The following is a 21,187-nucleotide window of genomic DNA, read 5'->3' on the forward strand; positions in this document are numbered from 1 at the left end:
ACGAGCCGGGCGAAAAGCGCACCATCTCCCCGGACGAACCCTTCGTCCAAATCCTCGACCCGGCCACCGGCACCGCCACCTTCCTCGTCGAAGTCATCGCCGTCATCCACCGCACCCTCGCGGCGAAGTGGAAGCAGCAGCGCCTCACCGACGCCCAGCTGCGCGCCGCGTGGAACGACTACGTCCCGCAGCACCTCCTCCCGCGCCTCCACGCCTTCGAGCTGATGATGGCCCCCTACGCCATCGCCCACATGAAAATCGGCCTCAAGCTCGCCGAGACCGGCTACCGCTTTGGCACTGAGGAACGCGCCCGCATCTACCTCACCAACGCGCTGGAACCGTGGGTGAAACAGCTCCCGCTCATTGGCTTCGACGCCCTCGCCCACGAAGCCGCCGCCGTGAACGAAATTAAACGGCACAAGCGCTTCACCGTCGTCATCGGCAACCCACCGTATGCGGGTGTCTCTTCGAACATGTCTGAGACTGCGCAGCGAATGGTGGACGCATACAGAAAGGTGGACGGCGCTGCGCTAAACGAACGCAAACTTTGGCTCCAGGACGACTACGTTAAATTCATCCGCAAAGCGCAGGCCACCATCGACAACGCTGGTGTTGGAGTCTTTGGCTACATCACGAATCATGGCTATCTCGATAACCCGACCTTCCGAGGGATGCGGCAGAGCCTCATGGCGACATTCTCTCGCCTTCGGGTGCTCGATCTTCACGGCAACGCGAACAAGCGCGAACAGCCGCCCGATGGCATTGACGACAAGAACGTCTTCGACATTCGGCAAGGCGTCGCTATCTGCCTTGCAACGCGCGGCGGCGGTTTACCCGCTGTCGAACATACGGACGTGTGGGGGTCGCAACAATCGAAGTATGACTGGTTCGACCAACATCGGGTCACCACTACCAATTTTGCGGAGTTAACACCTGACGCTCCGTTTTATTTCTTTGAGCCCCAAAACACTGACTGTCGCGCTGAATACGACGCAGGATTCAAGCTTACTGAGGCGATGCCTTGCTTCGGCCTCGGTTTTCAAAGCTCGCGCGATCACCTTGTTGTGGCCTTCGACAAAGCCGAGTTAGAGAAGCGACTAGAGTGGTTTCTAGCAAAGGAGCGCTCCGATACAGAAGTTCGCAACGAGTTGTTCCCAGGAAAGGTCGTTGCTGACTACGCAGCCGGAGACACAAGACAATGGTCGCTCTCAAATGCACGTCGCGTTCTGCGTGCAGATCCGGATTGGCGGAGACGCATTAGGAAGTGCCTTTACCGTCCTTTCGATTCGAGGGTTATCCTTTACGACAAGCGAATGGTTGATTGGCCGCGCCCCGAAGTCCTCGGTCACATGCTGCGTCCGAATCTGTGTCTCATCACAAACCGGCAATCCAAAGAGGACTTCGCGGCTCTTTGCACCGCCGACATTCCGGAGAGGAAAATTGCTGCCGTCTATGACGCTAGTTCATCCTTTCCACTCTACCTGTTACTTGACGATCAGGCCTTGAAGTTATCTGCTTCTAAGCAGCCAAACTTTTCGCATTCTTTCTTGAAAGCTTTGGCAGCAAATCTCGGACTTCAGCAGACAAAGCCGCACGGCCTACCCACCGGCCTGACGCCCGAAGACATCTTCCACTACGCCTACGCGGTGTTTCACAGTCCCGGCTACCGGAGCCGCTACGCGGAGTTTCTGAAGATCGATTTCCCGCGCCTGCCGTTGACCGGGAATCAGCAGCTCTTCCGCGCGCTGGCCCGGCTCGGCGGCGAACTCACCGCCCTGCACCTGCTGGAATCGCCCAAGCTCGCCCAGCCCATCACCGAGTTCATCGGCGACCGGAACCCGAAGGTCGAAAAAATCTCGTGGTCCAAAAACACCGTCTGGCTCGACAAAACCCAGACTACCGGCTTTCGCGGCGTGCGCGAGGAGGTGTGGAACTTTCACATCGGCGGCTACCAGGTCTGCCAGAAATGGCTCAAAGACCGTAAAGGCCGGGAACTCACCCAAGAAGACCTCGCTCATTACCAAAAAATCGTCGTCGCCCTAGCCGAAACCATCCGCCTCATGGTCGAAATCGATATAGTAATTGGGCATCATGGTGGTTGGCCGGGCGCATTTGCAGCAGACACTCTCAAACTTCCCACGGAAAAACGCATACCTCTCACTGTTTCTCGCAACTACTGGCTCGAATTTGTGGTCGCCGCCGTTAGGTACTCCCGCAATAAACTTACTTTGCCGCTTCTCTGGGAGGCCCATCTTGTCGTCCTTGAGATTTCAAAATATCGCACGGAACTTGAGGTTGTGGTAGGCAGCGATACTACCATATGGGAAACGTCGCTTGCAACGGAGCCCATCAACCCGGGAGTTTTTCGTGAAGTCTTGGAATCACTTGCGATTAACGGACAGCTGAAACGTGAGGAAGTAAATGGCTGCATCTGCTTAACACTGTCCAAAAATCTTTTCGTTACGCCGGGGAAATGGCGCGCATATGATGCAGCGGCAATCCTAGCCATGCTTAAACAACGACCGGAGATCGTAGACATGGAGGAATTTATGCACAATGCGTCAACGGATTTCTATGAACTGGAAAAACTGCTTGCATGAATACTTCCCCAATAATCTGGATAGAAGAATTACGAATCCTCCGCTCGTTCTCGCCGGACGTCAAAGAGGAAGTTAGAAAGATCACCTTTCGGCAAGGGCTAAACATTGTTTGGGCTACCGTCTCTTCGGAAACGGAGCCCGAATTGCCGGGCTTCGGCGGGCATGCCGCAGGCAAAACTTCCTTGTGCCGTTTGATTCGATTTGTTCTTGGTGAAAGACACTATGGATCGCGATTTATGCGCGATCGAATTCTGAAAGCGTTTGAGAATGGGTGGGTGGTAGCCAAAATTTGGGTGGACCAAACTTCATGGATTGTCGCCCGCGCTTTTCGTTCCGGTCCTCACCCGGTTGCACTTCAAACCGATACGGTAGAGAGCATTTTCATAGGTGAAGAGGATCTGCTTCCCTTCGCAGAGTTTCGCAAGGCACTTGAAGAACTTGTGATTGCGCCCTTTCCATTGCACGAGTTTCCGTCAGAAAAGGAGCCGATCACATTTGGACATCTCCTAGAATGGATGAGCCGGGATCAAGAATGTCGTTTATCAGGCCTTTTGGATTGGCGCCATCAATCCAGCGACCACGGAAGTCCAGAAATGTCAGCAGCCCAAAAGAGATTTCTAATTCGAGACTCTCTACATCTTGTGGACGATCTTGTTAGGAAAGAAATCGAAAAGCGCTCACCGCTGGAAAAGGAACTCAGCGCTATTCCAGATGAACTTGACTTTGAGCGTCGTAACTTGCAACAGGGACTATCCTCTTTGCGTAGTGCGCTATACCCGCAGGAAGTTCCTGATGTTGCAGGTTCCTTGTTTGTGGACACCATACGACGACTTGCGCAAACAAAACGTGATGCAGAATTATTGCCGTTAAAGATTTCGGAACAGGCTTTGAACGTTGGAGAACTTCAACGGAAACTGAACGAGTTAAATCAAGACCTTGGAGCCAAGAAGTTTCAGGAAAAAGAGCTTCAAGATTATCTAGAAAAGCAGCAAACGAGTTTGGAAGAAGCAAAAAATGACGGGACAGAGGCGGCATATGATCGATTTTGGGAAAACCTGCGACCTACGGATCAGCATTGTCGGGTTCCGATCTCAATAGCACGCTTTCGCTGTCCGCTTCGGCAGGAATTTGAACCAGAGTCTTCAGCGTCATCTCTCAAGCCAGACTTTCTTGCGATTGAAGAGGCAGCGAAATCAATAATTCAGAACCTCCAGATTGCTCTAGTTCCAATTAAAGAGGCTAAAGGCAAGTTAGAAGATGCGGTTGATGATCTGAGGTTGAAAATCGCATCGGCTGAACAACAGGCTAGCCAAATAAGGAACGAATATTCAGAAGTCACAGCGAATCATACTTTAACCATTTTTCGTGCTGATCAAGCAGTGGCCGCTTGTGACCGAATTGAGAAACTGGAGGCGTGCGAAAAGAAGTTGGAGGTGGAAATAGAAGAATCAAAACTGAAACAAGAGGCTCTACAAGAGCGGCAAAAAAATCAACTCTCCGATTTTTCCAGCGTTTACGAGTCTACCCTAAAAGCGTTTCTTGGCAGCGGTATCGAAGCACGCTGTAGATTCACACGAGAAGAAATCTCCTTGCATGCCGATTATCGAGGGGAGTTATCTAGTGGAGCAATCGATACTTTAAAAACCCTCGCGTTCGATATAGCGGTTTTGCGTATGTCGATCCTTGGTAAAGGACACCACCCGCGGTTTATAATTTTTGATAGCCCCAGAGAGGCAGACATGCATCCCATTCCTTACCAGAGAATCTTTCATCATTTAAAAAGCTTGGAAAGCGAAACCCTTCAATCCCCATTTCAGGTGATTTTAACAACTACGGAGCCACCACCAGCAAGATATCAACAGTCTAAAGAAACGGTTTTGCTTCTTGATGCTTCCAATCAAAAGGAACGGTTGTTCAGAACAGATTTTTAGATTTGCTCCATTCAGGCTGACAGGCGTTGTTAACCGTAATCCTTGATTTTCTCTTTCTATCATTTGGAGCTAATGTAGTCGCTCAAACCCCAAGTGACTTACCGTTATCCCAGGCAACCAGCGGCTTCTCGAAGGCGATTCTCTTTAGCATGATCTTCTCTCCATCTGTCTTCCCTGTCCGCACATGGACGATCTCGCGCCCTACGTCACACACCCCGATCTATCGCAATTCCACGGGCGGCAGACGCCGATTAAATACTGTTAAAGAGAGGAGGAAGCCCGCAATCGGGCGTTGATGTCCAGAGCCGCTTCCAGGAGGGAGCCGGGGGCGAGTTGGTTCATGAGCATCCGGCCATCCTTCGGCAGGCAATGGCCGCCGACTCCGGGGAGTCCGTCGGGGCCGTGGCTGGAAAGATAGCCGTGGCCCACGCGCGGATCGTGTTGCGCGGCGGCGATGACGCGGGTCCAATCGAGGCCGCGGCTCTCGGCGAATTGCGCGAGTTGCGAGGCGAAGACGGCTTTGACGGTGGCGAAGCTGTTGAGGAAAAGCTTTACCAGTTCCGCCTCGCGAGTGGTGAGAATGATTCGGGTGGCAGGGCTATCGCAGAGGCTATCCATCGCTTGGAAAAAGGCGTTCGCGTGGTCGCCGCCATAGACGGTGAGCACGGGGTGGAGGAAGTCGGCATCGGCGCGTTCGCTCCGCAAGAACTCCGGGCTGAAGCCGAGCCGGAGTGTGGGAAATGCCGCCAGGAAGGCATCCGTCGTGCCGACGGGAACGGTGGATCGCAGGACGATGCTGCCGGGGATTTGTTGTTCCGCAGCCTGGGCGAGCACGGAGCGAATGGCCGAAAGATCGCACACGCCTGCGGCATCGACCGGCGAGGGCACGGCGATGAAGACGACGTCTTGTGCGAGCGTTTTTTCCAGGGAATCCGGCGAGCGAGTCGGATCGATATCATAGCCGCAGACCTCGCGGCTCAATGAGCAGAACCCGCGCCACATCGCGCCGCCAACCATGCCCAGGCCGATGATGCCTACAGACACGCGGCCTCCGCAGTTCGGGCTTCCTCGGCGAGCGCGGCCCAGTCGGGGTGGTAGTGCCACCAGAGTTCGCGGTCGCTCAGCGGATGATAAAAGAGGGGCGACCCATCGAGCCAGGGCTGGAGCACGCCGCTGTTGGTCTTGACCGATTCCGCATGACGAAAGGGCTGCGGCTCCGGCGCGATGGCATACGGCACGCCGAGCAGATCGCAGGCGAGGGCATACGTTTCCTTGTCGCCATAAGTGCAGGCGTAAAGGCGGCTTCCGAGGGTGTTCAGCGCGGCGGCCAGACGCAACGCCTCGCGCACGTCGGGCCGGCCCCGGTCCACGAGGAGCTGACCCGACTCAAACTCGCAATCCGGCACAGGCAGGCCGAGCGATTGACGCAGAAAAGCGGTCTTCTCCGCGCAGCAACCCCAGGGGCCGTCGCGCCAGAGCAGGCAGCCGGGGGACGACGCAAAGAGGGCGGCGAGGTCTTGCAGGGGAAACGAATTGACGTCGAGCATGAGTGTTTTCCGAAAGCGCGACTGGGAGAGCATCCAGGCCTTGAACCCATGGACTTCGTGGTGCCCGGACAAGCCCTCGAAGGGAGTGCCCGCCGCCTCGACGAAGCGGGCGTGGGGCCGCAGCGCCGTGAGTTGAGTGGCAGTGAATTCACCGGGCAAATGCCAGACGTCGATGGGCAGCGCGCAGCCCTGGCGGCGGATGAGCCGGAGGTTGGCATGGAGCGGGCGGAAGAGTTTGCCCGAGGCGGAAATGACGATGCCGGCCTCTGCGGTGGGCAGAGTTACCGGTGGCCAGGAAGCCGGGTCGTGCTGGATGCGGCGGATTTTTTCCACCAACGCCGGGACCAGCGGACGCCAGTCGGTGCCATGCCGCGCGATGTAATGGAGCAGGGGATTTTCCCCGCTGTCGGCCAGCTCGGGATGCCGCACCAGATACCAGGCGGTGTCGAAAAGCGGATGCGGGTCGCGCCCGTTCGCCGCGCCTTGGTCGAAGTATTGGACGATGGGGTTCACCCGGTTCGACGCGGTGTCGGGATAGGTGCGACGATACCATTTCACGTCGAACAAGGGATGCGGCGACCATTTTTTGCGAAACCCGATCTGCGCGTAATGCTCCAGCGGAGTCAGACCGCTCTCAACGACTTCCGGGTGGCGCGCCAGATACCATTCCGGCGAAAGAATCTGGAGCCACGGCGGGCTGGTTTCCTGGATCATCCCTCTACAAAACCATAGGATAACCGGCCGCTGCCAGTGCATTTCGGAGGCGGGCGAGGTGGTCGGCCCCGCGTGTCTCGACGGTGCAAACGACGCGGACGGCAAAGACGTCGGGGCCGCTGAAGGTGCGGTCGTGGTAGATCTCGATGATGTTCGCGCCCTCGTCGGCGATCAGGCGCGAGAGGTCCGCGAGCCCGCCCGGACGGTCGATCACCTTGGTGCGAAAACGGGCGAGGCGACCGTCGGCGGCGAGGCCTTTGTCGATCACGCGGCCGAGGACGAGCGGGTCGATGTTTCCCCCGCAGAAAAGGAGGACGACGGTGCGGCCGCGGAGTTCGGGGAGTTTGCCAGCCAATAACGCTGCAAGTCCCGCTGCGCCCGCGCCTTCGACGACTTCCTTTTCCTTCTCGACGGCGCGCAGGATGGCGAGCGCGATTTCGTCCTCGGTGACTTCCACAGTTTTCCTCACATGCTGCCGCGCGATGGAAAACGCGAGGTCGCCCATCACGGAAACGCAGAGGCCGTCGGCAAGCGTGGGCCGGGTCTCGACGGCGACGGGAGCGGGGCTGGAAAGCGAGGCGTTGTAGCCGGGGGCATGGGCCGATTGCACTCCGTAAATGGCGACTTCCGGTCGGCTCGCATGAATGGCCGTGGCCGTGCCCGCGACGAGTCCGCCGCCGCCGATGGGCACGATCACGGCGTCCATCTCGGGGACTTGCGAGAGGAGTTCGAGTCCGATCGTGCCCTGGCCGGCGATGATTTCCGGGTCGTTGAAGCCGTTGATGTAGCGGAGGTTTTCGCGGGCGGCGATATCGAGCGCATGGTCGCGGGCCTCGTCGAAGGAGCGTCCGTGCAAAATGACGCGCGCGCCCATGCTTTCGCAGGTGCTGATCTTAATCAGCGGCGCGGCGATGGGCATGATGACGGTGACGGGCACTCCTAACAATCCGCCGTGATACGCCATGCCGAGCGCGTGATTGCCCGCGGAGGCCGCGATGACGCCGCGCTGCTTTTGCTCCGATGTTAGAAGCAGCAGGGCGTTGCGTGCGCCGCGTTCCTTAAAGCTGCCGGTGCGCTGTTTGTTATCAAACTTCACGAAGACACGCGACCCGGTGAGCTCCGAGAGCGCGATGGATTCAAGGCACGGCGTGAGGCAAATGCTGTCGGCGATGCGGTCGTGCGCGTCGCGAATGTCCTGGATAGTGATCATGTTAGAGAGCCTGCGCGGCGATGGTGGCGGCGGTGAAAATGTCGCGCAAGGGCACGCCGGTTTTGTCAGCCAACACGCGGCACGATTCAAACTCCGGTGCGCGCTGAAGGATGTGGCCGTCGCGTGAGCCGAGTTTGATTCTAACCTCGCCGTAAGCGGTGCTAACATCGCGAAATTCACGGTCCAGAATCACGCGCTGCTTTTCGCTCATGCGCATTCCAAAGGAAGTCGTCTCGCGAAAGATGAAGTCCTGGATGTTAGTCAGAAGTTCCGCGGTGGTGAGCACGGTGAGAAGAACGCCGGGACGATTCTTCTTCATTTGCACCGGAGTTAGATAGCAATCGAGAGCGCCCATTTCCAGCAATCGCCCGACCAGGCTCCCGGTGATTTCGGGGGAGAGATCGTCGAGGTTGGTCTCGACTTGAATGACTAGCTCACCCGCTAAGTCAGGGCTTTTTTTTTTATCCAAGGTGCCGAGGACGGCGCGCAGGACATTGGGCCGTGACTCGAGTTTTCGCGTGCCGATGCCGTAGCCGACTTTCTCGACGGTGAGCTCCGGCATGTTGGTGAAGCCGCTGCCAAATTCCGCCACGATCGCCGCGCCGGTGGGCGTGATAAATTCAAACGGCTCGTCGATCTGCGAGAAGGGGATGCCAGCGAGAATCTCCAAGGTGGCAGTCGAGGGAACGGGGAAACGTCCATGCGCGCAATTGACCCAGCCTGAGCCATCGAACAATTTCGAGACGATGACCTCCTCGACGCCGAGCGCCTCGATGCCGACGCAGGTGCAAATGATGTCTGCGATGGAGTCGAGCGCGCCGACTTCGTGAAACGTGACGTCGGCGGGGGCCATGCCGTGGATTTTTCCCTCGGCGACGGCGATGCGCTGGAAGATGGCGAGGGATTTCTCCTTCACAAAATCGGAGAGCGTGCTGGCGGTGATCAATTCGCGGATTTCGCGATGGCTCCGGCCATGTTCGTGCTCCTCGTGCGAATGCTCGTGGCCGTGTTCTACGTGATGATCATCGTGGTGGCCGTGCTCGCATTCTGGCCCGTGGACGTGGGGTTCGTGCTCCTCGTGCCCGTATTGGCGGTGAACGTGTTCATCGCCATGTCCATGCTGGCAACCCGGACCATGGACGTGAGGCTCCGTTGCCTCGTGATGGTGGTGTTCCTCTTCCTCATGATGATCGTGATGGCAGCCGGGTCCATGCACGTGGGGCCTCTCCTCGTGGCCGTAAGCCGTCTCGGGCACCGACTCATCGTGACTGTGATCGCAATGCTCTCCGTGCTCATGATGATGCTGCTCACAGCCGGGGGTGTGGACGTGTTCCGAGGGTTCATCCTGGGCGTGCGTGTGGGTGGCGCCCTCGTGAATGCCGAACTTGATGCCAGTCACATTCTGCCGCGATTGACGCTCGAAATGCATGTGGAAGTCGCCGAGTTCCACTTTGGAAAGCTCCCATTCAAAGGTGGACGGCTGCACTCCGAGATCGGTCAGCGCGCCGACCATCATGTCGCCGCTGATGCCGGAAAAACAGTCGAGATAGAGGACTTTCATAAGATTTCTGTGTGGGTGGCAACGTCGGCGTCGGCGTCGGCGTCATTATCCGCCGGATCGGCGACGTCCGACAGGGTAAACGCGCCGTCGTAGAGCGCCTTGCCAATGATCACGCCGTGAATGCCGGGGATCTCGCGCAGCCGGTGAACGTCTGCCGCAGTGCCGACACCGCCGCTGGCGATGAGCTCGCAAGGTGCGGCGGCCAGCATTTCCTGAAGCGCGGGAATGTTGGGCCCGGTCAACATCCCATCCGTAGCGATGTCGGTGTAGATGATCGTCTGGACTCCCATGTCGATCATTTGGCGGGCGAGTTCCGTGGCCTTGATACCCGAGCCAGCGGTCCAGCCGCGCAGGGAGACTTCGCCGTCCTTGGCGTCGATCCCGATGGCGATCTGGTCGGCTCCGAAGAGCGAAATGAGGTCGAAAATGAAATCCGGTGACTCGCAGGCTTTCGTGCCGATGACCACCCGGGAGACTCCGACTTTGAGCGCGGCCTCGATGGCTTTCACCGAGCGCATCCCGCCGCCGAGTTCGCAGGGAATGCCGACCGCTTCCACGATGGCTTTTACGGAGTTGAGATTGCGATGTTCTCCGGTGAATGCGGCGTCGAGATCGACGATGTGCAGCCAGTCGCCGCCCTCGGTTTCCCAGCGTTTGGCGAACGCCACGGGGTCGTTGGAATAGACCGTTTTCTGGTCGGCCCGGCCTTGTTTGAGGCGCACGACTTCGCCGCCCATGAGATCGATTGCTGGATAAAGTTGCATCAGACCGATTCCACGAAATTCTGGAGAATGCGCAAGCCATTTGCCTGACTTTTTTCCGGGTGGAATTGGACGCCGTGGACGTTGTCCTTCGAGGCGGCGGCGGCAAAGGACTCACCATATTCCGTGGTGGCACTGACGACAGACGAGTCGGTGGGTGTGGGAAAAAACGAGTGCACGAAGAAGACGAACGGGTTCTGCGGCAGCCCTTTCCAGAGCGGCGAGGGCTGCGTTTCGAGGGTGTTCCAGCCGATTTGCGGGATTTTTAACTGTGGCGTCGAGAAGCGCCGCACCTGTCCAGGGAAGAATCCAAGTCCGCTCACGCCGGGGTTTTCTTCGCTGCCCTCGAAGAGCAGTTGATAGCCCACGCAGATGCCGAGAAAGGGGCGTCCGGAGTGCAGCCAATCCTGCATCGGCTCCCAGAGGCCGCGGCTCCGGAGGTTCATTGCGCAATCGCCAAAAGCCCCAACGCCGGGCAGCACGACCGCGTCGTGAGCGCCGAGTTTTTCCGGAGAATCGACCAGCCGGACTTCGGCTCCGATGTGCAGCAATGCCTTCTCCACGGAACGCAAATTTCCACTGCCGTAATCGATCAACGCAATCATGCGCGCAACCTAGCATTCGTTCTCGCGCCCCGGCAAGCGATGTCTCGGAACCGATGGGCCGGTTGCAATTTCCCCTTGCGAACTCCACTGGCGAAGGTTACACCTTTACCCCGCCAAAAACGGGACGTTAGCTCAATTGGTAGAGCATGCGACTCTTAATCGCCAGGTTCCGGGTTCGAGCCCCGGACGTCCCACTTTTAGCATCGTTCCTAACTCGTCTTGGTTACGGTGCAATGTTCACGTTAAAAGGCGCGAAGATCGTTTTTCCATCGATTACGACCTGGCAATACAAGCGCAGGAAACCTGCCTTTGGCGGATAGAACTTGAAGTCGAGCGAAGCGCCGCCGCGTGACTCTGGATTCAAAATTTCCGGTCCGGCGGGATGCAGGTGAACGACCGTGCGGTAGTCGTCGTAGAAACCAACCAGATGCGCAAAGGCGTTCATCACTGGCTCCAATTTAGCCACGGGCTGGCCTTGCGCATCGCTCACGCTCACCTGGAGCGCAGACACTTGTTGCGCGCGGACTGGAGTTGCATTGGAATCCCCGATAGTGAGTTGGAAACGGAACCCGCCGCTGGAGGAGGTGAAGGTGCTGTCGTGGGTGGTCGCCGGTTTGCTGGCACTGGTTCCGGCGAGATCGCAGAAAGTGTATTCCTGCACGCCGTTTTCCGCAGGAGTGAGATCGGCAAAAATCCGGTAGCTTTGGCTGGTCGCAGGCGTGAAAGAAAAAGCGTATTCCCCAGGCGTGCCGGTGGAGACCGGATGCTCGTGATGGTAGTCCTCCAGTGCGGGATCGATGACTAACAAATGAATCCGCTGCGTGTGCATCACGGTTAGATCTTCCGGTAGAACCGGGGAGCCGTCGCGCTTGGTTAGAAGAATGCGGACGTGGGACTCAGAGCCGGCTGCCAGGGGTTTGTCAGCAGTGGCCTGAATCTGAATCGACGGCTCACCAGGCGGCACATAGACAAAGCTGTAGGGAATGCGGCGCTGCACCAGGCTCATGCCACATTTCTCACAGAGAGTCTTCGCGTCTGGACTGCAAAAATCCGGGTGCATCGGACAAAAATAGATGTCGCAGTTAGTTATTTTCGGATCATAGGCCGCCGCCATTTGACTCAAAGTCGAACGCAGATTTTCGAAGGTGCTGCGCGCGAAAACCTTGTCGCCTGTGACACTTGCCTGAGCCAGAGAGCTAACGGAGATGGCCGCCTTCACCGATTCGCTGGCGATCTTCTGATCCGGCAATGCAGCCAGGGCACGCAAGGCCGGACTGCAGAGGGAAATCTGGTCTGGCACCTCCGCCAGACGATCCTCCTGGAGGAGCCGGGCCACATTGCTAGTACTAAGCCGAATCACGTTCCAGGCTTCCGCTGCGGTGCGTGGATTCAGCACGCTCTCCGGCAGTGCGACATGAGCTTGCCCAGATAGAATTCCGAGTAACAGCGCTGCCAATGTTGGCAAGAATCGCCGTGTCATCAGCGAACCATTTCGTCGTCGTCGTTCCACATGATTTTGTCTGCCCCTGCGGAGAGCACTTCCATAGTGTCCTTGCTCAACTGATGAAAAAAATAGGGTGTGCCCCAGCGATCCACGAGTTCGCCATTCTTATTCAACTCCGACCCTTCCGGCGGACCCAGTCTGGCTTGCCGGGGGTTGCCTCCGTTGAGCGCGGCCATGATTTCGGAGTTGGTGCCAACGGGGTTTTCTCCCATGAGTGTGTGGTAGTCGGTGATCATGTGGCGAACCTTGTCCAAGTCGATCTGCGCCATTTGTTTTGGAGTTAGAACGGAAGCAGGTGTGCTGCTGGTCTGCGTTGCAGCAACGACCGGCACTTTCTTTGTTTCGGGTTTGGCTGTAGCCAGTGAATCTTGCGATGTGGAGAGAATAGGAGAACTCTTCGAAGTGAGTGCAGTCTCTTTAGAAGGCGACTTGTTAAGCTGTGCTTTTTGCGAAGTTAGAAATAGGAAAATCGCCAACACTAGCGCCGCAAAGACCAACAGGAGTTTTGTGGGTTTCTTCATGATGCTAACAAATTCCTAGCCCATGAATCCCAAGTCTGGAGCTGAGAAACGGTCCAGGTTAGGAAACACCGTGCTCATGTGGGTATCGTCCACGCCAAACCATCTGGCCATGGTGGCGGCAAACTGATCCACGGAAGTCGTCGGAATCCATCGGCCTGTGCTGGTATCATCGGGTCCACCGACTACCAGAGCGGGGAATTTTCCGTAGGAGCGCTGGCCGCGAACGGCTCCGCCTAACACCAGGTGATGACTCCCCCAGCCATGATCGCTGCCGAGGCTGTTGCTGGGCAGAGTGCGCCCAAAGTCGCTCGCGGTGAAGGCGGTGACGCGTTTCTCAAAATCCGCGTCGCCATACTGTGCGCCAATTTGAATCATGGCATTTTGAAAGGCGTTTAGACCCTGGCTGAGTTCGGCAAAAAGATTGGCCTGCGCACCAATGATCACCTTGGCATTGTTAACTGTGCTGCTTCCGGAATTGTTAGTCTGGCCCGTGTGCAAATCGTATCCGCCCACCTGGACAAAAAATACTTGGCGCTTCATTCCCAAGCCGCCCGCTGCCGCAGATCGCTGACCGGCCTCGATGATTTTGGCGACCATCTTTAACTGCGACATCAAGCTCGATGCAAAGGTGGCACCTCCATTGGGCACGGTGACAGTCGTTGGAAACGAACTCCAGGCCGATGCGAGTTGGGTATTGTTGAGAGACGTTGTTAGTCCCGTGCCGCTGGCCAGGGCATGCTCCAGGGCCAGTGCATAGTTTTCCGTGAGCATGTTTTGCTGCACCTTGTCGATTCCTAACAATGCGTTGAGCGTGCTTGTTCGCGCAGCCTGCGCGCTGGCCGGGCCGAGGGCGCTATTCAAGGAAACCACTCCGCTGCTGGAGACGGAGTATTGCTGCACCGTGCCGCCGACTTCGAAAGTATTGGCCCCTGCTAGGGAAACGCACATCGAGAGGACGCTGTTGGCACCATTCTTTGGATTGTAAGTATCCAGAAGATCGGCGCAGCGACCACCCCAGCCGGTGGTGGGAGCCCGATCGGGAATCGACGTCTGCCATTGCACCTGCTGGTCCGCATGGGAGAAGAGCTGGGGCGGCAGCGCGACGGACTTGGCTTTGTATTGCGCCTTCGTAACGGGATAAACCAGCGTGCCGACGTTGAAGATCGAAGCTAGTTTTCCACTATTGAACAACCTCTGAAGATCGGGGCATGCAGGATGAATTCCATAGGTGTGTCCATCATTGGTTAGGTTGTTGAGAGGCAGGGCCGTGGCTCCACTGCCATCGGTGTTAGGAATGGCGAGAGAAGGCGTGCGGATCGAGGCGTAGTTGGCATACTCCGATGGTATGGTCGGGATGAAGAGATTGTTAGAATCGTTGCCGCCGTTCAGGAAGACGCAGATGAGCGCCTTGTAGTCGGTGATGGTGGAAGCCGACTGCGCCATCGCCGAGTTGATAAAGCGCAAGTCGCGAATGGTGTTGGAAAGAGCTGCGGTGCCCACGGCTGCGCACAAAGCCTGTCTAATAAAACCGCGCCGAGTCGTGCGAAGTGATGGGTAGTCTTGAGGTCTCATGGCGCGGCAGAGTTGGAGTTATTTCTGAATGGCGTATTCGGGCGAAACAAGGATGAGTTGCACAGCGGTACGAACTTTGTCGCGTGCGCTCGTAGTCGGAAGACTAGGAGCGGACGGAGGGGAAGTGGTGGTTCCGGTGGCAGTCGTGGTTGGTGGAAACGAAGTGGTGTTGTTGAGGAAGGCGATGATGACGTCCTTGGAACTCTGGGTAAGCATTCCACCCGTCAGAATGTCGCCCAGCTTATTCACGAGCGCGGTCGCATCCACCGTGGTGGTTGTGGTGCTGGTTACTTTCGTTCCAGAGGTAGTAGAGGTGGTGCTTACACTAACATAGGGGGCCGTCATGTAAGAGCCAAGATCGAGATTGATGGATCCGCTTTTGAAGCTGCTCAGACCATTTGTGTTAGCAGAGCTTAAAATCGTGGAGGAGATCGTGTTTGTGAGATTCACAATGTTAGTATCCGTGGTCAATTGGAACTCCGGCGTGGTGACGTGATTGGCGGAAAGGCTGCCGGGGTATTGGTAGTCGGGATAGAAGTAGTTGAATACAGTCGGCGCGTTCAGCGGCGTTTGTCCGATCAAGGCATTGGTATTGCCCATGTCGAATTTACTGGCCCCCAAGCTCACATTTCCCGAGCGAACCAAAGGCGGGGGAGCCAGTGGATAAATCGTGCACGGCTGGTTGGTTTCTGCCTCGTAAACAGTCGAGTTGGAAACTGTAAACTTTCGTTCATCTATGATCCCGCTGACTACAAACTCAGCATCCGCCAGTTTAGTCAGACTAGTTTGCAGTTGGAAATGATCGCCCACATTCACATTGCTGTTGTAGCTAGTCGTCACGGTAAGCGTGCTTCCGGTGGAGTTGGTCACAGTGTAATAACCGGTCGCCTTGGGCATGATGACAGTTCCGCTGACAGCCGCAGTCGGGGCGGCGTCGGTCGTGATCGTAAAGTGACTGGCATCTGGCACACTCGCCACAAGATAGATCCCTTCAGGAACGCTGCTGCCGGAGATGAATTTTAAGTAAACCTTTTCGCCGACAGGTGGTCCGCTTGTGTTGATTGTTAGAGTATTGGAGTTGGCTGCTTGTGAGTAACCAACGTTAGACAAGCCGGAGGCAGTCACCGCAAAAGTGTTGGCGGTCGGCGCTGGAGTGGAAAGGACCGTATAGCTGCCCGACGACGGATTGCTCGTGGGTGCCACTGGAGGATTCCCTGTGGTGTTGGCGCTGAAGTCCAGGCCGACGGCGTCGCCTCCGCTAAGACGGTGCGGCTGGTTGGTGGTAACGGTGACGACCGACGTTCCCGATTCGCTGTAAGTGCCGCTGTTTGCAACAAAAGGAAATGTGCGGGCAGGTCCGGTGATTCTGAGCAGCGGTTCGCGTTGCTTTCCCCAAGTGTTGGATGCCTGTGCCAAGGCGGCATCGCGAGCCTCACCATCGAGCAGAATGGCCCGAACAACCGCGGCAAGATTTCCTCGAGTGTGGCTTGGGGATGCGTCGTCATTGAAGACTTGGACGACGCGCTGGAGATAGGCCGGGCTCGGATGGCTGGCGACGAGTCGCTGGATGAGTTGGCGGCAGATGTAAGGGCCGGTGTTGGGATGATAGAAAATACTGTCCAGCGTACTCTCCAGATCCTGGGTTCCATAGCTATCGTAGAGAGCGGTGCTGGGGTCGGCCTGCGAGCCAGCGACGGGAGCGCCAGTCGGATTATAGCCGGAAGCAGCCGGAAGCACGACGTTGTCCAGCAAGGTTTTGGTGCCGAGTTCGTGGTATTTTTTTACCATCACCATCGGAGCGGTGAAGTTGGATGGGGGAGAGAAACTATTTGGCAACTGACCATTGGTCTGGAGGGCTTGGTTCCAGTTCCAGCCGGTAAAGACACGGGCAAATCCATTGGTGATGACGCCCTGATCGTAGGTCGGCACCAGATTGCCCTGAGAGTCGAGCACAAGGGAACCGTCGGGCCAGAGACGATTGAGTCCGATGGAGAAAAGCTGCATGATCTCGCGGGCGTAGTTTTCATTGGGATGATAACCCGTGGCGAGATTGCCTGGAGCATTGCCCTGCATGTTCAACCAAAAACCCATTGTCGGATGAAGCGTGACGGCCTTGAGCAGATCGCGGAAGTTACCAAATGCGTTGTCTGCGAGAGTATCGTAATACGAGGCGAGGCCATCCGCATGGATAGCCAAAGTCTGGCTGGTATCGGAAACAACGAGTATCTGGCTCAGGGCAAAAGCCATGCGCTGGCGCAACTGGTCCGGCGCGAAGACAGCGGCCCGCCACCAGGCGTTATCCACCGTGGTGCTTGCGTAGGGATTGCTGGCGATTCTGGCCGCCTGTGCCTGCACGTCGGGAAGGAGATGAGTGGCAGGCAATGTGAGTTGGTTAGATATCCAGCCGTCGTATCCGCCGCTCTTCACAATGGCCATGTCGGACGGCGCAGCCCCGAAGGCGGCTTGGTTTAAGAAACGCGCAGCTCCGGCATCCGTGGAATGATCATCTGTGAAACTAGGATCTGGCACCGGGACAGGTGCTTTCTGCGAGCCTTTGACCAAGGAGAGAAATCCACGGATTTCACCAGAGGGATAATTCACCGTGTGGACATTCAGATACGCCAGACCCTGCTGAATGGCCGACACAATCTGGGCGGCTGTGTAGATCCCCGAATCCGTGATATTCCAAATATAGCCTCCGTCCTCAGTGATGAGTTCCGGATGGAATTTATCCATGTCATCCAGATCGAAAACAATCTGGCCGCTGCTGGAATGATCCGACGCGATATGAATGTGATACGCCGTGCGTGGCGAGGAGAGTCCACTGTAATTGAAGTGAAGAATAGCCTGAGCATTGCCTGGCATCATTCTCAGATTGGCGGAACCAGTCGCCGTGGTGGCGGCAGAACCTTGCGGCGAGAGATTGGTGACGTAAAGATCACCCTCTGCCCCCACGGTTGTGGGATAGCCATACTTGGAAAGCAAATACCCCGGGGCCGGCGTCGCACCCGCAGGCGGATTGGCCGTGGCTCCCAAAGGATCCAGCAGATAACTGACAGACACGTGGCTGGAATCGCCGGAGCCGCCCGTGTTATGCAGCACCTCATAATAATAACTCTGCCCCGCTGTGAGGGCGATCCATGGGGATTTTTGATGGGGCTGTGTGGCGTCGGCCCAGTTTTGCGAAGTAGTCCCCGGAGCGGTGATCCAGGCACGGCGCACGAGATTGACGGGTTCCGCATCGTTGGAAATCCAGAGTTCGGCGTTGTTGCTGGCCGCGATCCAAAAATAATAATTTCCCGTGGCTGGGGCGACGAAATATCCGCGCAGCCGCTCACCCGTGTTATTCCCGTAGGCTGCGGAATCTTCCAGAGCGACGAGCGCATTATCCGGTGGCTGCGGCGGCGAGGACAATGCTGGTGGAATGTCCGAGATGCTGGCTCCGGGCAGACCGGGCCATAATTCGCGCGTCACGCCGCTGCCGAGATTAAGGATTTGAATGTCGAGGACCGACGCACCCACGCCATTGGCAGTCGTGGCAGTGAGAGTCACTTGGAAGTTGCCCGCCGCGGTCGGAATGCCGCTGATCTGGCCCGTGGTCGGATTCAAAGTCAGCCCCGGCGGGAAAGGTCCGCTCCCAATCCCTCGAGCAAATGTGGCCAGCAGCCCACCAGAAACACTGGCGGTGACGTTGAAGGTGAAGGCTTGGTTAACAAACCCAACCGCTGTCGCTGGACTCGTGATCGCTGGAGGCGCTGCGGTGGTCGCCAACGGATAAAGTCGTGAAGCCGGGATGACTTGTTTGGGCTGGCTGTTGCTATACCAATAGAGGTGAATCTGGTCACCCCCGGCGGCTTGATAATATTCCAACCGGATGTCGTAGAGCACCCCCGCCTGGAGCGGAATGTTGGCCAGACGGTCCGCCCCAATGTAACTCCAGCTATCGAGGATGAGCTGCCCATTCACCCACAATTTCACACCGTCGTCCGACACCACATCGAAGGTGTAAGTTTCCGAATATTGCGGCTGCACTTGTCCCTGCCAGCGCACGCCAAAGTAAGTCGGATTCACCACCCCTGGAGAAGGCGAGGCTGTGCTGCTCCAGACGTAGTCGAGCGTTGGATCGACCCGCGTCAACGCTGGCGTGCCGGTAAACAACGCCGGATTGTAAGGCGACACCGCCTTGGCGCCCGTGCTGGTGCCGTTGAAATACATCCCGGTCAGGCCCGACCCTGCCGGTTTTCCCGAGGGCGCAATCACGACGCTGGCACTGCTGGTTCCACCCAGCGTGTAGCCGCCTCCTGACATGGCGGAAATGGTCACCGTTGAGCTGGTCTGCTGGCTGGAGTTTGCCAGCGGCGTGATGGTTAGAGTGATGGAGCCAACCCTCGCGGGGAACGTGACAAATGAGGGTAGTGAGGCGAAATCCACTCCTGCCACCGCCGTGCCGGTGACGGTGATCGGAACCGTAATGGCGCTGAAATGCAGGGTGCCGCCCCGCGTGATTGTGATCGAAGCCGTGTCTGTCGCGAGAGTAGTGGAATCGACCGGTTGAGTGGCGGTCGATTTCGTCGCACGGACGGTCACGACGTTTTCCTGCATAAAATCGTGGAGCAACGCCGCATGATCATTTTCCAAAGCCCCGTGGGTGTGATCAGCGGACGCATCAAAACCGGTGATCGTCTCCGCCCAATCGCTCACTCCATCGGCATCGCTATCCACGTTCTGAACATTGATTCGATAAAAAGTATTCCGATCCAAGTCAGGTGACGGCGGGACAAACGTCAGGAGACTTCCGTTGCCCATCGTCTGCATCGGGGGAGAAAATGCAGACCAACTGGATGCATCCGTCAGATCGGTTGAAAACTGTAGCGCATAAAGCTTCCCGGTGATGGATGGAAAGGTAATCGACGGGCTGTCGGCACTGGCTAAAGCCGAGGTAATTCTAAAAGTAGAATTCGTGGTAAATGGATTCGTTCCCGCGACTAGCTCGGAGCCATTGCTAGTGCCGTCTCCATCATCATCACCGGCCAGCCAGGCGGGATCTGAAATCTGCGCATCCGTCACGCCGTAAAGCATTTTCCAAACGGTCTGGTCAATCTGGGGATCGATCTGCGCGTAGATCGGAATTGATGCACAAAAAAAGTGAAGCAACGCCAGAATGCACGGAAGCATTTGGAGAGGACGGCGCATAGGGGGAAGATTTGAAAGCGAGCGGATAGCTACCTAACTCCAACCCAGAACGTCGTCAAGGTCGATCTGTTCAAAAGTCCATCTGGCCGAAGATGGCCAACAGGCGTCTAAAAGCCGAACGTATTCAGAGCCAAACCTTGGCCTTGCACTCCTATTTGTAGGCGTAAACCAGCGCCCAATGCGTTCGCTCCTCGGGCGATTTCTCCACCTCGACGATTAGGTAATAGCTGCCCGTGCTCGGCGGACGAAAACGGATCCCTGCGTAGGAGCCTTTTTGCCAGCCTTCCTGGTCGGCCAGCTTGCCTTCGCCATTGTAAATATGGACGTTTACCTTGGCTTTCAGCGTGTCCGTAGCCATGAAAAACCAGTAGTCGTTGCCCTTGAAAAGTGTGTGCTGAAACGCCTTCTTTTCACCCACACCGAGGTCGCCGCCCCATTGATCCTCGCGCACGGTGAAACCCTGTTTCACGTAAGGATCAGCCGCCTCCATGGCCGCCGAAATCGCGTCATCGACCGTGGCCAGCGCTGGAGTGATCAGCGTAAGACAGACGATGAGGAGGTGAACGAATTTTTTCACTGGAGAGTGTGGAGTAAGCGCGATTAGGAGTCTTTTTGCAAGATCGACTTTACAAGGTCACTGGTAATCGCATGAACCTTGTCCACTGACTGCTTGGAAATCTCCGGCTCGTCGATCAACGGGCTGATTTCCAGCAGGCGGCGGCGAATTTGAGTGATCAAGGAGGTCTTCCGCAGTTCGGGCGGCATCGCCTTGATCTGGGCATTGAAATACTCCAAAAGCTGCGGCTGATGCAGCAGGTCGGAGCCGTCCTTGGAGTAGCTTTTGTTCAGGACGGAGGTGAGAACCTCTGTGCCGCGCAGCCAGCCGCCGAGGCTGACCAAGTGGGCGAGTTGGTCGTCGTTGAGCTCGGACATGGCGTTGCGCACGTCTTGCAGCGCGCCGTCGAGCTCGCGTTTCACGTTCAGCCAGTCGCCTTTGTCGGCCTTTTCAATGATGCTGTTGCTGCGTCCGAGAACGGAATCGCGCACGCCAATGGCTCCGGCGAGTTTCAAAACGTCGCGGCCAATGTTCTTCACTTTCTCGCGGTCGGTCGCCTCGACAGCCACAAAACCGTCGGCAATCACCGTCCCGAGAAGGAGCGCGATCTGATGGCGCTCGCCAATTTTCAGGTCGGCCTCGCGCATTTCGGCCTTCCAGTTGGGAGTTCCAATCTTATCGAGGACGAGAAAAATTTCCGCCGGAACGGGGACGATGACGTTGTCGATCTGGGTCGCTTGCTGAAACTGGCTGAGATCGATCTGGGCCGGGGGCGCCGCAGCCCGAAGAGGCATGGCGGAGGCGAGTAGGACGAGGAGGGCGGCGGGGCGAAAGTAATGCATGACGGTATGAAAAATCTTCTCCAACAGGCGAGTCGTTGGCCCTGTAATTAGCCGTATGCCGGGGCGCAAG

The 21,187-nt window shown here is 57.1% G+C and carries 14 protein-coding genes and 1 tRNA gene; 3 read left to right on the plus strand and 12 right to left on the minus strand.

The genetic code is table 11. The features are described 5' to 3' along the window. Together ABIT76_06345 and ABIT76_06350 are read left to right on the plus strand one after the other, a co-directional pair. A partial coding sequence (locus tag ABIT76_06345; GenBank protein ID MEO7932760.1) for a type ISP restriction/modification enzyme occupies positions 1-2,600 on the plus strand: 2,600 nt, incomplete at its 5' end. Next, positions 2,597-4,531 (plus strand): hypothetical protein, encoded by a 1,935-nt coding sequence (locus tag ABIT76_06350; GenBank protein MEO7932761.1) that lies wholly within the window; start codon positions 2,597-2,599, stop codon positions 4,529-4,531. The genes ABIT76_06345 and ABIT76_06350, both read left to right, overlap by 4 nt. Before the next feature lie 261 nt (positions 4,532-4,792). On the opposite strand, the gene ABIT76_06355 is transcribed toward ABIT76_06350, so the two are convergent. The 6 genes from ABIT76_06355 to hisH are packed head-to-tail and all read right to left on the minus strand — an operon-like array spanning position 4,793 to position 10,929. Beyond that, on the minus strand, positions 4,793-5,575 hold the full coding sequence (locus ABIT76_06355; GenBank protein ID MEO7932762.1) for a hypothetical protein: 783 nt from the start codon (positions 5,573-5,575) through the stop codon (positions 4,793-4,795). Further along, the gene (locus ABIT76_06360) at positions 5,566-6,792 is read right to left on the minus strand and encodes a hypothetical protein (GenBank protein MEO7932763.1); all 1,227 of its coding nucleotides are present in this window, start codon (positions 6,790-6,792) and stop codon (positions 5,566-5,568) included. The genes ABIT76_06355 and ABIT76_06360 overlap by 10 nt, the downstream gene beginning before the upstream one ends. Before the next feature lie 4 nt (positions 6,793-6,796). Beyond that, positions 6,797-8,002 carry a threonine ammonia-lyase gene (gene ilvA / locus ABIT76_06365; GenBank protein MEO7932764.1) on the minus strand — a complete coding sequence of 402 codons (1,206 nt, stop codon included), beginning with the start codon at positions 8,000-8,002 and terminating at the stop codon, positions 6,797-6,799. A 1-nt stretch (position 8,003) separates the two neighbouring features. Further along, positions 8,004-9,563: a nickel pincer cofactor biosynthesis protein LarC gene (gene larC, locus ABIT76_06370; protein MEO7932765.1), complete on the minus strand. Its 1,560-nt coding sequence runs from the start codon at positions 9,561-9,563 to the stop codon at positions 8,004-8,006. Next, complete coding sequence (gene hisA / locus ABIT76_06375) at positions 9,560-10,327, minus strand: 1-(5-phosphoribosyl)-5-[(5-phosphoribosylamino)methylideneamino]imidazole-4-carboxamide isomerase (protein ID MEO7932766.1); 768 nt, start codon at positions 10,325-10,327, stop codon at positions 9,560-9,562. The genes larC and hisA overlap by 4 nt, the downstream gene beginning before the upstream one ends. Continuing rightward, positions 10,327-10,929, minus strand: coding sequence for an imidazole glycerol phosphate synthase subunit HisH (gene hisH / locus ABIT76_06380; GenBank protein ID MEO7932767.1), 603 nt, complete (start codon positions 10,927-10,929; stop codon positions 10,327-10,329). Before hisH ends, hisA begins: the two co-directional genes overlap by 1 nt. A gap of 121 nt (positions 10,930-11,050) precedes the next feature. Between hisH and ABIT76_06385 the strand changes: the two genes are divergently transcribed. After that, positions 11,051-11,123: transfer RNA gene (locus ABIT76_06385), tRNA-Lys, on the plus strand. Positions 11,124-11,152: 29 nt separating this feature from the next. Here the strand turns inward: ABIT76_06385 and ABIT76_06390 are convergent. From ABIT76_06390 to ABIT76_06415, 6 genes are all read right to left on the minus strand, one after another. Then, on the minus strand, positions 11,153-12,325 hold the full coding sequence (locus ABIT76_06390) for a hypothetical protein (GenBank protein ID MEO7932768.1): 1,173 nt from the start codon (positions 12,323-12,325) through the stop codon (positions 11,153-11,155). 83 nt (positions 12,326-12,408) lie between these two features. Further along, on the minus strand, positions 12,409-12,954 hold the full coding sequence (locus tag ABIT76_06395; protein MEO7932769.1) for a hypothetical protein: 546 nt from the start codon (positions 12,952-12,954) through the stop codon (positions 12,409-12,411). Positions 12,955-12,969: 15 nt separating this feature from the next. Continuing rightward, on the minus strand, positions 12,970-14,526 hold the full coding sequence (locus ABIT76_06400; protein MEO7932770.1) for a DUF1501 domain-containing protein: 1,557 nt from the start codon (positions 14,524-14,526) through the stop codon (positions 12,970-12,972). An 18-nt stretch (positions 14,527-14,544) separates the two neighbouring features. Continuing rightward, positions 14,545-19,719 carry a DUF1800 family protein gene (locus ABIT76_06405; protein MEO7932771.1) on the minus strand — a complete coding sequence of 1,725 codons (5,175 nt, stop codon included), beginning with the start codon at positions 19,717-19,719 and terminating at the stop codon, positions 14,545-14,547. Positions 19,720-19,870: 151 nt separating this feature from the next. Next, entirely contained in the window at positions 19,871-20,296 is a 426-nt protein-coding gene (locus ABIT76_06410) for a hypothetical protein (GenBank protein MEO7932772.1), read from the minus strand. Positions 20,297-20,319: 23 nt separating this feature from the next. Further along, positions 20,320-21,117 (minus strand): hypothetical protein, encoded by a 798-nt coding sequence (locus ABIT76_06415; GenBank protein MEO7932773.1) that lies wholly within the window; start codon positions 21,115-21,117, stop codon positions 20,320-20,322. Between the last annotated feature and the right edge of the window lie 70 nt (positions 21,118-21,187).

It is taken from the genome of Chthoniobacterales bacterium (assembly GCA_039930045.1).
GTDB lineage: Bacteria > Verrucomicrobiota > Verrucomicrobiia > Chthoniobacterales > DASVRZ01 > DASVRZ01.